This is a genomic window from Amycolatopsis xylanica (assembly GCF_900107045.1).
Classification (GTDB): Bacteria; Actinomycetota; Actinomycetes; order Mycobacteriales; family Pseudonocardiaceae; genus Amycolatopsis; species Amycolatopsis xylanica.
In genome coordinates this window covers 120,330-131,953 of the sequence record NZ_FNON01000008.1, presented here as the reverse complement: position 1 = coordinate 131,953, position 11,624 = coordinate 120,330, and the positions used below count along the sequence as shown (strand labels likewise).

Sequence of the window (11,624 nt, the reverse complement as noted above, 5' to 3'; positions counted from 1 at the left end):
CTAGGCTCGCGCTGTGAGCGCTTTCCGCTTTGTGCAGGACTGGTACGCGGCCCAGTGCGACGGAGAATGGGAGCACGAGTTCGGCATGACGATCAAGACGCTCGACAATCCCGGCTGGATCTTCGAGATCGACATCGCGCACACGAGCGCCGACGGCCGCAGGCTGACCAAAGCGCTCACCGAGCCCGGCCCCGCCCGCTGGATCTGGTCCTGGTGCGACGGCCGCAAGTTCGGCGCGGCCTGCGACCCCGCGTCCCTCGAAGACGCCTTCGCCCGCTTCCGCGCTTTCATCGAAAAAACCCTGTAAATGGGTCGTGAGTGTTGCGGCCGGTTCTAACCGGCCGCAACACTCACGACCCCGGCTGCTCGGGATGGCCGGTGTGCGCGGGTGTCCGGGCGCGAGTGGTACCTCTGCTCCGCTAGATGCAGCGGAGTTGTCACTCGCGCAGGCGTTCTCGCGTGCACGAGGGACGACCCACTACCCTGGCGCTGGGGGTGCGATATGAGCGTTGGTGCGTCGAACATGATCAAGCTGGTGCACTCGCTGACCGATGACGATCCCGCGGTGCGCGAGGAGGCTTGCGGCGGGGTCACCGACTGGGTCAGCTCCTTCAGCCGGGCCGAAGTGCGCCTGCTGACCACGGTGATGCTGACCGCCGCGACTGTCGAAACCACCGCGTCGTGCCGGGAATGCCAGCTCCACGCCGTCTACGAGCTTGCGGATACCACCTTCTTGGACGCGGAGGTCGTCGCGCCCATTCGCGAACTCGACTTCGAGTCACTGGGCCCCTCGGAACGTGACTACGTCTCGTATTTGTGGGCCGAGCTAGATGTTGAAGGCGGAAATGCAGGTGAGCAGGCTGACTAGCCAGAACCGCGTGAGCGCCCAAAGACCCGGCCGCCCGCCGTTGTCGTCGCGGATGAGCCGCACGCCCGTCAACGCCTTACCCAGGGTCGCCCCGAAGACCCGGTGCAGGAAGATCCGGTGCACGATCGACGCCGCGATGAACGCGAGCAGCGCGTAGAGCACCCAAGGCGACCCGGGCAGCCGCTGCTTCGCCACCAGCCCGACCGCCACACCGACCCCGAGATGGACCACGAGGTCGATGATGATCGCGACCACGTTCCGCAGCGTCTTGGGCGACGGGTAGCGCGGGTCGTTGTCGGCGCCGTGGGTGGCGGGCAGCGGACCGGTGACCACGGCCGGGTTCCGCAGGTCGCTGCGGCGGACCGTGGTCAGCTCGTACTTGCGGCGGGCGGGGGCCGGAGCGGTCATGGCGATCATGATGCCGCACCGGGGTCGTGAGTGTTGCGGCCGGTTAGAACCGGCCATACCACTCACGACCCCCGAGTGACACTTACGGCACGGCCCAGCGCTGGGCGCGTTCCTCGAGGGTGGGCGGGGTGCCGGGGAGCGGGGTCGTCGCCGTGCGCAGGCCGTCGAGCACGAGCGTGAGGTAGCGCTGGCGCAAGGCCGAAGTCCGTTCCTCGTCGCCGATGTGGATGGCCGCCAGCTGCTCGAAGACCGCGCCGAGGTCCGCGTCCGAGAAGTCTGCGCGGATGGCGCCCGCCTTCCTGGTCCGGTCCATCAGCTCGGTGCCGAGACGGCCTGCCCGGGCCGCCGCGTCGTAGAGCTCCTCGGACGGGGTGAACTTGCCGGCCAGCGCGATGGTGATCGAGTGGGTGTCCTTCTCGACGACGCGGCGCATGAACGTCTCGAAGACCGTCCAGGCGTCGCCGTCGTCGGCGAGCGCCGCTTCGAGGGTCTCGATGTGGGTCATGAGACCGTCGAAGCAGAGCTTGCGCAGCAGGTCGTCCTTGCTGGGGTAACGCCGGTAGAGCGCGCTGATCCCGACGCCCGCGTGGTCCGCGACGGCGGCGATGGGTGCCGAGGGGTCGGCGATGAACACCTCGCGCGCGGCCGCCACGATGATCTCGTCGTTGCGGGCGGCCTGCGCCTTCCTGCCGTTGAGCGCCACGGGAATCCCTCCTTGGCCTAGCAGCCTACTGACGGGCCTTCTTGGGGAGCAGGAAGCCGAGCGCGAACGTCACCGCCGTGAGCGCGAGCGCGATCAGCGCGACCACCCGGGCCGCTCCGACGAACTCCGGAACCCCTGCCGCAGGACCGGCTTCGCTGAAGAAGACCGTGCCCAGCACCGCGATGCCGAGCGACGCGCCGAGCTGCTGGACCGAGGTGAGCACGCCGGACGCCGAGCCGACCTCGTCGTCGCCGAGATCGCCGACGATGATGTCGAACAGGGGCACGAAGATCATGCCCATGCCGAACCCGAACACCGCCAGCGGGGCGAGCAGGCTGCCGTCGAAGGTGAAGAACAGCCCGGTCAGGCCGAGCGCCATGAAGCCGAGGCCGATGTGCAGGATGTGGCGGCCGAGCTTGGTCATCAGCATGCTGCTCAGCGCGGACCCGACGAACGCGCCGACCGCCCACGGCGCCATCGTGAGGCTGGCGCGCAGCGGGGAATAGCCGAGGCCGAGCTGCAGGAACAGGCCGACGGCCAGCGAGAACCCGGTGATCACGCCGAAGAACGCGAGCACGAAGCCGACGCCGGAGCTGTACGAGCGCTTCGCGAACACGGTGAGCCGGATCAGCACGGCCGCGCCGATCTGCGCCTGCCGGTGCTGCGTCCAGGCGAAGACGCCCAGCGTGGGAACCGAAGCGGCGAGCAGCACGAGCGTCCAGGCGGGCCAGCCGAGTTCGTGGCCCTGCGTCAGCGGGAAGACCAGCAGGAACATCCCGGCCGCCGCCAGCACGGCGCCGCGGACGTCGAGCCGCTGACCGCGGGCGGCGGGCTCGGAGGAGGGCAGGACCCGGCTGCCGACGGCCAGTGCGAACGCGCCGAGCGGGACGTTGATCAGGAAGATCATCCGCCAGCCGGTGCCGAACAGGTCCGCGTCGACGAGCAGTCCCGCGACCACGGGGCCGAGCACGGTGGCGAGCCCGATCACCGGCCCGAGCAGCGCGAACGCCTTGCCGACGTCGGCGCCGAACAGCTCACGCATCAGGCCGAACGACTGCGGCACCATCACCGCGCCGAACGCGCCCTGCAGCACCCGCGCCGCCAGCAGCATCTCCGGGGAAAAGCTGACGCCGCACAGGAAAGACGCGGCGAGGAAGCCGACGACGCCGATCATCATCATCCGCTTGCGGCCGTACATGTCGCCGAGCCTGCCGCCGACCAGCAGGCCGACCGCCATCGCGAGGGTGTAGCCCGCGGCGATCCACTGCAGCGTCGAGGTCGAGCCGCCCAGGTCGGCGCGGATCGCGGGCGCGGCGATCGTGCCGACCGTCGAGTCGAGCAGGTTCAGCAGGTCGGCGGCGAGGATCGCGAACAGGCCCAGCCAGCGGCGATCGGCGCGCACCGGCTGCTGTATCGGCGCTGCGGCCGGGGCTTCGAGGATGGCGGTCACGGTGTCTCCCAGAGTTGGAACGGAATGCTTGGTTCCGCAACGATAGCAGAACGGAATGCTTCATTCCAATAGGGTGGGCGACGGTATTTTCACCGTCTTCCTCGTGGTCACGCGCGCGGCTATGCTCACCGGCGTCGTCGAGGGCGGAAACTTGGGGTGAGCTGCGTGGGCGTGCAGAGTTGGCTGGTGCTCGAGGCCGAAGACGGCGAGCACGAACTGGCCGCCGCGGCGGGCCAGGCCGGGCTCGTCAGTCAGCTCCGCCCGCTGATCCTCGAGCTGAGCAAGCCGGGTGACCTCGTCTTCGACCCGTTCGCGGGCTGGGGAACCACGCTGGTCGCGGCCTCGGTCGAGGGCCGCCGCGGCATCGGCATGGAGATCACCGAATCACGCGCCGCGGAAGCCGGGCACCGCATCGAGGGCAAGTACCCCGGGCAGATCATGCTCTGCGGTGACGCCCGCAAGCCGCCGCTGCCCGACGGCTGCGTCGACCTCGTGCTCTGCGATCTCCCGTACTTCGGCACGAATCTCGACCAAGAGTCCACAACGGACGGTCAGATGTACGCACTGCGCGAGTACGGCGACTATCTCGACGCGCTCGACGAGGCCTTCGCCGCCATCGCCCGCACCATGCGCCCCGGCGCGCACGCGGTCATCGCGGTCCAGAACCGCCGCCTGGCCGGCAAATTCGTCCCGCTCGCGTGGGACGCCTCCGCCGTGCTCGGCCGTCACCTGACGCTCGGCGACGAACGCATCCATCTCTACGAGCGCAAGATCAGTGGCGATGACCCGATGGTGTCCAACAAGGCGCACGAGTACCTGCTCATGGCCACCAAATAACCGTTCTTGACGGCAACCCGCCCGCGCTGACAGGCTCAATGCCCGACGCCGCACGGGAAGGACGCCGATGCCAGAGGCGAGCCCGACGGCACCGTCCGCCAGTTTCGTCAAGGCGTTGCTCCGTAAGGGTTCCTCGGTGCTGGCCCGTTCGCCGCAGCCGGACCTCGACAGCATGCCCGACTGGCGCACGGTCGTCGCGGTCGAAGAAGACGGTGACTCGATCCTCATGCGGGCCAGCCGCTATGCCGTGCTGGGCGGCCTGCTGTACCGGGTCGCCGGATTTCCCAAGGTTTTCATCGGTTATGTGTCGAACAACGGGACACTCGGGCTGGCTCCGGTGCTCAGCGCGACGGTGGTCGCGGTCGCGGTGAACGTGGCCGCGGTGATCTGGGTGCTGCGCGGGCCCGGGATCCGCGCGAAGGTCGTCGGCCGGATGATGGCCGTCGATCTCGGGTTCGGTGTCCTGCTGAACCTGGCGGTCGCGGTGAGCGTGCCCGCGCGGATCCAGCCGTTCGCGGTGGACGTGACGTGGACCTGGATGGTCGGCTCGATCGTGCTGTGGGCCTCGTTCTTCGGCATCGGGGCGTCGCTGGCGATGCTCGCCGCGTCGGTTCCGGTGCGGGCGGGGCTGACCTTGGCAGGCGGGCTGCCGCTCACCGATCCGCTCGCGCTGAACCGGTCGGTCGGCTGCTTTTTCGCGCTGGTCGTGGCGATGTTCGTCGCGGCGGGGATCCTGGTCGTGCTCGGGGTCGGGACGCGGTTCGCGCTGGGGATCGGGATGCGCGAAGGACGTCAGGCCGAGCGGTTGCGGTATCAGCGGGTCATGCACGACGGCGTGCTGCAGACGCTCGAGGCGATGTCCATGGCGACGCCGAGTGACCGCACACAGGCCGCGGACCGCCTCGACGAACTCCGCGCGGCCGCGCGGGCGCAGGCCGCCGAGATCCGGCGTGAGCTGGTCGGGGTCGAGCCACCGGAGGTCGACCGCGGGCTGGCGGCCGAGCTGGCCGAGGTCGCCACCGAGATGGCGCGCGACGGGTTGCGCACCCAGCTCGTGGCCGCCGAGTCGGACCAGGAACTCAAGCTCTCGCAGGCCCGGCGTGACGCCATGTGCGACGCGGTGCGCGAGGCCATGCGCAACACCATCAAGCACGCGGGCACCAACCAGGTCGTGCTGCGGATCGAGGAACGCGAAGGCGGCATCGCCGTGGTCGCGCGCGATCACGGCGACGGCTTCAGCATGCGGGAACAGCCGCCCGGCTTCGGCATCAGCCAGTCGATCATCGCGAGGCTCGCCGAGGTCGGTGGCCGGGGCACGATCGATTCGAGGCCTGGCCGGGGCACTCGCGTGACGCTCTGGGTGCCCCGCTAGACGTCCTTGCCCGCGATGTAGCCGAACGTCATCGCGGGGCCGATGGTCGAACCGGCGCCCGCGTAGCTGCGGCCCATCACCGCGGCGCTCGCGTTGCCCGCCGCGTACAGGCCGGGGATGGCCGAACCGTCCTGGCGCAGCACCCGCGCGCGGGCGTCGGTGACCAGCCCGCCCTTGGTGCCGAGGTCGCCCGGCACGATCTTGAACGCGTAGTACGGCGCGAGCCACAGCGGCGCCAGGCACGAGTCCGGGTACACGCCGGGGTCGGTGTAGTAATGGTCGTAGACGCTCTCGCCGCGCCGGAAGTCGGCGTCGTCACCCGAGCGAGCGAAGCCGTTGAAGCGGGAAACGGTGGCACGCAAGGCGTTCTGCGGCACGCCCATCGCGGTCGCCAGACCGTCCACTGTCCACGACTTCACCACCGCGCCCGAGGAGTACCACGCGTCCGGGAACGGCAGCGTCGGCAGCACGTCCTTGAACAGGTACTTGTTGCGGTAGTGCTGATCGACCACGAGCCAGGCCGCCGTGTGCCCGCGCTGGTACATCGTGTGGACGACGTCGCTGTACGGCGCGGCCTCGTTGACGAAGCGCTGCCCGGCCGTGTTGACGATCAGCCCGCCCGGCAGCGTCCGCTCGGCCAGGCAGAACCACGGTTCCTCCGGTAACGGGATCGCCGGGCCCCACCACGCGTCGTCCATCAACGCCAGCGCCGCGCCCGCCCGCGCGCCCGCGCGGATGCCGTCGCCGGTGTTCGAGCTCGCGCCGACCGTCCACTCCGTGCCGATCGGCTGCTGCTGGTACTGCGCGCGCATGCTCGCGTTGTGCTCGAACCCGCCGGAGCCGACAATCACCCCGCGCCGCGCGCGGACCAGGGTTTCGGTGCCACCACGGGAAACCACGACGCCGGTGACCTTGCCGCCCTCGCTGTGCAGGTCCAGCAGCGGGGTGTTCAGCCAGACCGGCACGTTGGCGGCCAGCAGTCCCGCACGCAGCGCGCCCGCGAGCGATTGGCCCATGGTGAGCGGCTTCTGGCCCTTCAGCGCGGCCTCGGTGCCGCGCGCGAGGCAGGCGGCCGAGACCGCGGTGCCCTTCGGGTTGACCGCGGCCAGGTTGAGCCACTTGTAGTCGGCGCTGAACACGACCAGGCCCGGTGGTGTCGGGATATACGGCGGATTCAGCCGCGCCAGCTCGGGGCCGAGCAGATTTCCGTCGAACATGTCCGGTTCGATCGACCGGCCGTTCGGCATGCCGCCGGGCAACTCCGGGTAGTAGTCGCTGTAGCCCTCCATCCAGCGGAACCGCAGCGGGCTGTTCGCCATCACGAACGAGATCATCGCCGGGCCGTTGGACAAGAACGCGTTCTGCCGCGCGGCGGGCACCGCGTCGCCGACGACCGCTGCCAGATACGCCGCCGCCTGCTGGGGATCGTCACGCACGCCCGCGGCGGCCAGCACCGGGTTGCACGGGATCCAGATGCCCGCGCCGGAACGGGCGGCCGAGCCGCCGAACACCGGCGCCTTTTCGACCACCACGCAGCTCAGGCCGCGTTTCGCGACGGTCAGCGCCGCGGTCATCCCGGCCGCTCCCGCGCCGACCACGACCACGTCGAACTCTTCGGCGGCCATCGCCGGAGCGGGGCTCACTAGCCCGGACGCCGCCGCGAGACCGGTGCCCACGAACAGCTTGCGACGAGAGAGGTTGTCGGCCATGGCACTCAGATAAGAACATGTTCTAGTCTATTGCAACGACCGCAACCCGCTTGGAGCAGCGCCTACTTCTTGGGCTCCTCTTTCTTCTTCTTGGGCTTGCGCAGACTGCGGCCCCAGACCACCAGCAACAGCAGCACGAGCGCGACCCCGCCCGCGACGAGCTTGCTCTTGGCCGTCTTCTGATCCTGCTGGGCGGTCTCCTCAGCGGTCTGGGCATGCGCGTGCGCGACCGCGGCGACCGGCGGCGCCGGCGTCGCGTGCGCCGATGTCCCGATCAGCGAGAGCACCGCGAACAGTGTGGCCAGTACCAAAGTGCGTAGTTTCGACATCCGTGCCCCCTTCTCTCGACCGGCGGCCAGTCTGCCCCGTCACCCGACCGTGGCGCAGGCATCGCAACCCAACCGTCATCCGCATTTGATGGGTAGCCTGGCGACGTGGCCGAACCCGTTACCCCGAATGCCGCCGAAGACGATGACGACGCCGAAGGCGGTGCGGCGAAAGCCGAAGGCACCTCGAGGCGCTCTCGGCGGGGAAAGCTACCGAAGAAGAAACGGTCATTCTGGAAGGAATTGCCGATTCTGATCGCGGTCGCGCTCGTGCTGACCATCCTGATCCAGCAGTTCCTCGGCAAGGTCTTCATGATCCCGTCGGAGTCGATGGAGTCCACACTGCACGGCTGCACCGGCTGCTTCGGCGACCGGGTGCTGGTCGACCGCGTGGTCTACGACTTCAACGACCCGAGCCCCGGCGACGTGATCGTGTTCAAGGGCCCCGAATCCTGGGGCAACGCCGAGATCGCGCCGCAGGAGTCCGGCAACTTCATCACCAGCACGTTCCGCTGGCTCGGCTCGCTGGTCGGCTTCGCGCCGCCGGACGAGCGTGACTTCGTCAAGCGGGTCATCGCCGTCGGCGGGCAGACCGTGCAGTGCTGCGACGCGCAGAACCGCGTGCTCGTGGACGGGAAGCCACTCGACGAGCCGTACATCCACTGGCTCGGCGAGCCCAACACGCAGCAGGCATTCGAGCCGGTCAAGGTGCCGGCCGGGATGGTCTGGGTGATGGGCGACAACCGCAACGACTCGTGCGACTCGCGCTGCCAGGGCGGTGGCGGACTGCCGGGCGCGGTGCCGGTGGGCAACATCATCGGCAAGGTGCGCGTGATCGTCCTGCCGCCGGGCCGCTGGGGCGGGGTGAGCGACCACAACCCGCAGGGTGGCTAGTCACCCATTGTGCGGCCGGTGCGGGGAGACCATGCTGGAGTGAGCCGGCTCTAGGAGGTCCATCGATGTCCGTGCCGCGCGAGCCATCCGTCACGGCGAAGGCCGCGAACCGGATCGACCTCGACGCCATCGTGACCTCGGTGCACGACGCGATCGCGACGCGGGTGTTCCCGGCGGAGGCGGCCGAGACCGGGTTCGATCAGGTGCTGCGGCGGTGCGTCGGCACGAACATCGGGTCGCTGGTGGACATCGCGACCGGCCGGAAGACGGTCGAGGACACCGAGTTCGCCCCGATCTTGACGTTCGCGGGGCTCACCGCCGAGCTCGGCATCCCGTTCTCGTCGCTCGAACGGGCCTACTGGGTCGGGCTGGAGCAGTTCTGGCAGCAGTGGCTCGCGCTCGCCTTCCTCGCGAGCGACAGCGGCGACCGCTCGATGAACGGCGTCTTCGGCAACCCCACGCACGCGGTCTTCGCGTACTTCACCCAGGCCGTCGACCTGATCGGCGATCAGTACAAGACGGTGACCGACCAGCTGGCGAGCACCGGCGAGGACCGCCGCCGCGCGCTGGTGGAGGAGATACTCGACGGCGGCAAGCTCGAGTACGGCCAGTTCCTCGACGACGAGCTCGGCTACCGGCTGCGTGCCTGTCACGTGGCGCTGCTGCTCGAGAGCGGTGACCGGCACGAGGTGGTCCGCGTGGTCGCCACCCTGCGCCAGCAGACCGGGGCGTGGGGCTCGCTGATGGTCCAGCGCGGCGCGTCGAGCTGGGCCGTCTGGCTCGGCTACGCGCGCAGGCAGGACACCAAGGCGCTCACCAGGATCAAGCAGGCGGTTTCACTGCTGGGCATGCCGATGGCCATGGGCGGGCCGTCGAACGGGATCGACGGCCTGCGCCGCTCGCACGAGGAGGCCACCCGCGCCGCGGCGCTGCGGACCACGCTCGCCTATCCCGGCGATTGCCTGTGGTACCGCGACGTCCGGCTCGAAGCGCTGCTGCTCGAAGACAAGCGCGCGGCGCACCGCTTCATCGCCGAGGAACTGGGTGAGCTCGCTGAGGACACCGAACGGGCCGACCGGATCAGGGAAACGCTGCTGATGTCGTTGTCGGCGGGGTCGCAGGCCAAGGCCGCCGCGGAACTCGGGGTGCACGAGAACACCGTGCGCATGCGGCTGCGCGGCGCCACTGAGCTGCTGGGCGAGGCGCTCACCGAACGCCGCACCGAACTGCTGGTGGCGTTGCGGCTGCGGCGCGCGCTGGGCGGACCGGAGCGCACGGGCGACTCGTCCATGGAGGCGGCGGGCTGAGCCCTGGATACTGTGGGATACCGAGTGTTCCAGGCTGGCGAGGTGTGCCTGTCCGACATGGGCCCGAAGCGGACCGCGACTTAGCGTTGAGTGCATGTTCGACCACACCATCGGCAGTCTCGTCGAGCGGTGCGCATTGGCCTACGGGCCCGAGATCGCGGTGGTGCACGGGGAAAAGCGGATCACCTACCGCGAGCTCATCAGCCGGATCCGGCGGGCGGGCCGGGCGCTGCGCGGGCTCGGGCTGGAGAAGGGCGACCGGGTCGCGATCCTGATGGCGGACCGGCCGGAGCTGCTCGACGTCTACTACGGCGCGCTGTGGGCCGGGCTGGTGGTGGTGCCGCTCAACACGCGGCTCCGCGTGGCCGATCACCAGCACATCGTCTGCGACTCCGGGGCGAGCGTGCTGGTCCACGACGCGCCGCACGCCGAACGGGTGGCGCGGATCAGGGGCACGAGCGGGGTCGACGCCGTGGTCTGCGCCGACCCCGGCGCGGTGCTGCCCGGCGGCCACGCGCTGGACCGGCTGATGGCGGACCAGTCCGACGGCCCCGGCGCACCCGAGGTCGGCCAGGACGACCTGTACGGGATCTACTACACGCTCGGCACCACCGGCCAGCCCAAAGGCGTCGTGCACAGCCATCGCACGGTGATCGCGGTGCTGTTCAGCGAGATGGTCGAACTCGGGCTCGGCGCGCGCGACCGGTTCGCGCATGTCGCGCCGCTGACCCACGCGGGCGGCGGGTTCGTGCTGCCGGTGTGGCTGCGCGGCGGCACCAACGTCATCGTCGGCGGGTTCGACGCCGACGCGCTGGTCGAGGTCATCGCGCGTGAGCGCGTCACCGCGACGCTGGTGGCGCCGGACCGGCTGTACCGGCTGGTGGACCGGATGTCCCGGGCGCGCGCCGAGACGGCGACGCTGAGCACCGTCATCTATGGTGGCGCGCCGGTCGACCGGCGGCGGCTGCTGCACGCGATCGAGACGTGCGGGCCGATCTTCACCCAGCTCTACGGCCAGACCGAGGCGCCGAATCAGCTGACCGTGCTGACCAAGCGGGACCACGCCGTCGCCGTGGCGTCCGGCGACCACCTGCCGTTGTCGTCCTGCGGGCGCCCGGTCGCGATCACGAACCTGCGCATCGTCGACGGCGAGCGCCGTGAGGTGCCCGCCGGGCGCGAGGGCGAGATCGAGGCGCGCGGGCCGCACGTGATGCTGCGGTACTGGAACCGCCGCGCGGAGACCGAGCGCGCGCTGCGCGGCGGCCGGTTGCTCACCGGTGACCGCGCGGTGACCGACGACCGCGGTTTCGTCTACATCTCACGGCGCGAGCGCGAGGTGATCGTCGCGAATGGCGCGACCGTGCCCGCGCGCGAGATCGAATCGATCTTGACAGCGCATCACGGCGTGCGCGAGGCCTGCGTGGTCGGTATTCCCGGCAGGGAAATGGGTGACGCGCTGAAAGCCGTCGTGGTGCCGGACCCGGGTGCCGCGGTCTCCGAGGAAGACCTCGTCCGCTGGGTGGCCGAACGGGTCGGCGGCGTGTTCGTGCTCGTCGAGTTCGCCACCGCTTTGCCGCACACTTCTCTTGGCATGTATGACAAAGCCGCGGTACGTTCCGGTGTGTGGGGCAGACGGCCACGGCAAGCGTGCTGACAATTACGACTTTCGAATTATAGACTTTGGTCTGTCGCTCGGTTGGTGGCTGATCAATCACGCGGTGACGCCTTACTGTCTTTTCCGGCAGTGTCG

At 69.7% G+C, this 11,624-nt stretch carries 12 protein-coding genes; 7 read left to right on the top strand and 5 right to left on the bottom strand.

What is annotated here, in order from left to right:
* The first annotated feature begins 13 nt into the window (after nucleotides 1-13).
* Nucleotides 14-307, top strand: coding sequence for an Imm53 family immunity protein (locus tag BLV57_RS32180; RefSeq protein WP_091295390.1), 294 nt, complete (start codon nucleotides 14-16; stop codon nucleotides 305-307).
* A 216-nt stretch (nucleotides 308-523) separates the two neighbouring features.
* A complete protein-coding gene (locus tag BLV57_RS32175; RefSeq protein ID WP_091295387.1) occupies nucleotides 524-868 on the top strand; it encodes a hypothetical protein in 345 nt (114 codons plus the stop codon).
* On the opposite strand, the gene BLV57_RS32170 is transcribed toward BLV57_RS32175, so the two are convergent.
* The 3 genes from BLV57_RS32170 to BLV57_RS32160 form a co-directional block, all read right to left on the bottom strand.
* Nucleotides 827-1,276, bottom strand: coding sequence for an RDD family protein (locus BLV57_RS32170; protein WP_176968901.1), 450 nt, complete (start codon nucleotides 1,274-1,276; stop codon nucleotides 827-829). The genes BLV57_RS32175 and BLV57_RS32170 overlap by 42 nt on opposite strands.
* 82 nt (nucleotides 1,277-1,358) lie before the next feature.
* Nucleotides 1,359-1,979 carry a TetR/AcrR family transcriptional regulator gene (locus BLV57_RS32165; protein WP_245757609.1) on the bottom strand — a complete coding sequence of 207 codons (621 nt, stop codon included), beginning with the start codon at nucleotides 1,977-1,979 and terminating at the stop codon, nucleotides 1,359-1,361.
* A 25-nt stretch (nucleotides 1,980-2,004) separates the two neighbouring features.
* On the bottom strand, nucleotides 2,005-3,429 hold the full coding sequence (locus tag BLV57_RS32160) for an MFS transporter (RefSeq protein ID WP_245757608.1): 1,425 nt from the start codon (nucleotides 3,427-3,429) through the stop codon (nucleotides 2,005-2,007).
* A 165-nt stretch (nucleotides 3,430-3,594) separates the two neighbouring features.
* Between BLV57_RS32160 and BLV57_RS32155 the strand changes: the two genes are divergently transcribed.
* Both BLV57_RS32155 and BLV57_RS32150 read left to right on the top strand, forming a co-directional pair.
* Nucleotides 3,595-4,266, top strand: a complete 672-nt coding sequence (locus BLV57_RS32155) for a TRM11 family SAM-dependent methyltransferase (RefSeq protein WP_176968900.1) — start codon at nucleotides 3,595-3,597, stop codon at nucleotides 4,264-4,266.
* Between the two features lie 67 nt (nucleotides 4,267-4,333).
* The gene (locus tag BLV57_RS32150; RefSeq protein WP_091295378.1) at nucleotides 4,334-5,638 is read left to right on the top strand and encodes a sensor histidine kinase; all 1,305 of its coding nucleotides are present in this window, start codon (nucleotides 4,334-4,336) and stop codon (nucleotides 5,636-5,638) included.
* Here BLV57_RS32150 and kstD read toward each other — a convergent pair.
* Nucleotides 5,635-7,347: a 3-oxosteroid 1-dehydrogenase gene (gene kstD, locus BLV57_RS32145; RefSeq protein ID WP_091295376.1), complete on the bottom strand. Its 1,713-nt coding sequence runs from the start codon at nucleotides 7,345-7,347 to the stop codon at nucleotides 5,635-5,637. The two genes, BLV57_RS32150 and kstD, sit on opposite strands and share 4 nt — an antisense overlap.
* 62 nt (nucleotides 7,348-7,409) lie before the next feature.
* Complete coding sequence (locus tag BLV57_RS32140; protein ID WP_091295373.1) at nucleotides 7,410-7,676, bottom strand: hypothetical protein; 267 nt, start codon at nucleotides 7,674-7,676, stop codon at nucleotides 7,410-7,412.
* A 105-nt stretch (nucleotides 7,677-7,781) separates the two neighbouring features.
* Between BLV57_RS32140 and lepB the strand changes: the two genes are divergently transcribed.
* From lepB to BLV57_RS32125, 3 genes are all read left to right on the top strand, one after another.
* Nucleotides 7,782-8,567: a signal peptidase I gene (lepB, locus tag BLV57_RS32135; protein ID WP_091295370.1), complete on the top strand. Its 786-nt coding sequence runs from the start codon at nucleotides 7,782-7,784 to the stop codon at nucleotides 8,565-8,567.
* 65 nt (nucleotides 8,568-8,632) lie between these two features.
* Entirely contained in the window at nucleotides 8,633-9,874 is a 1,242-nt protein-coding gene (locus BLV57_RS32130; RefSeq protein WP_091295367.1) for a PucR family transcriptional regulator, read from the top strand.
* A 94-nt stretch (nucleotides 9,875-9,968) separates the two neighbouring features.
* The gene (locus tag BLV57_RS32125) at nucleotides 9,969-11,528 is read left to right on the top strand and encodes an AMP-binding protein (RefSeq protein WP_091295365.1); all 1,560 of its coding nucleotides are present in this window, start codon (nucleotides 9,969-9,971) and stop codon (nucleotides 11,526-11,528) included.
* The last annotated feature ends 96 nt before the right edge of the window (nucleotides 11,529-11,624 follow it).

Excerpts from the sequence above, each read along its gene's own strand:
- BLV57_RS32175 (WP_091295387.1), top strand. The coding sequence starts at position 524 with ATGATCAAGCTGGTGCACTCGCTGACCGATGACGATCCCGCGGTGCGC.
- BLV57_RS32170 (WP_176968901.1), bottom strand. The coding sequence starts at position 1,276 with ATGACCGCTCCGGCCCCCGCCCGCCGCAAGTACGAGCTGACCACGGTC.
- BLV57_RS32150 (WP_091295378.1), top strand. The coding sequence starts at position 4,334 with ATGCCAGAGGCGAGCCCGACGGCACCGTCCGCCAGTTTCGTCAAGGCG.
- kstD (WP_091295376.1), bottom strand. The coding sequence starts at position 7,347 with ATGGCCGACAACCTCTCTCGTCGCAAGCTGTTCGTGGGCACCGGTCTC.
- BLV57_RS32140 (WP_091295373.1), bottom strand. The coding sequence starts at position 7,676 with ATGTCGAAACTACGCACTTTGGTACTGGCCACACTGTTCGCGGTGCTC.
- BLV57_RS32130 (WP_091295367.1), top strand. The coding sequence starts at position 8,633 with ATGTCCGTGCCGCGCGAGCCATCCGTCACGGCGAAGGCCGCGAACCGG.
- BLV57_RS32125 (WP_091295365.1), top strand. The coding sequence starts at position 9,969 with ATGTTCGACCACACCATCGGCAGTCTCGTCGAGCGGTGCGCATTGGCC.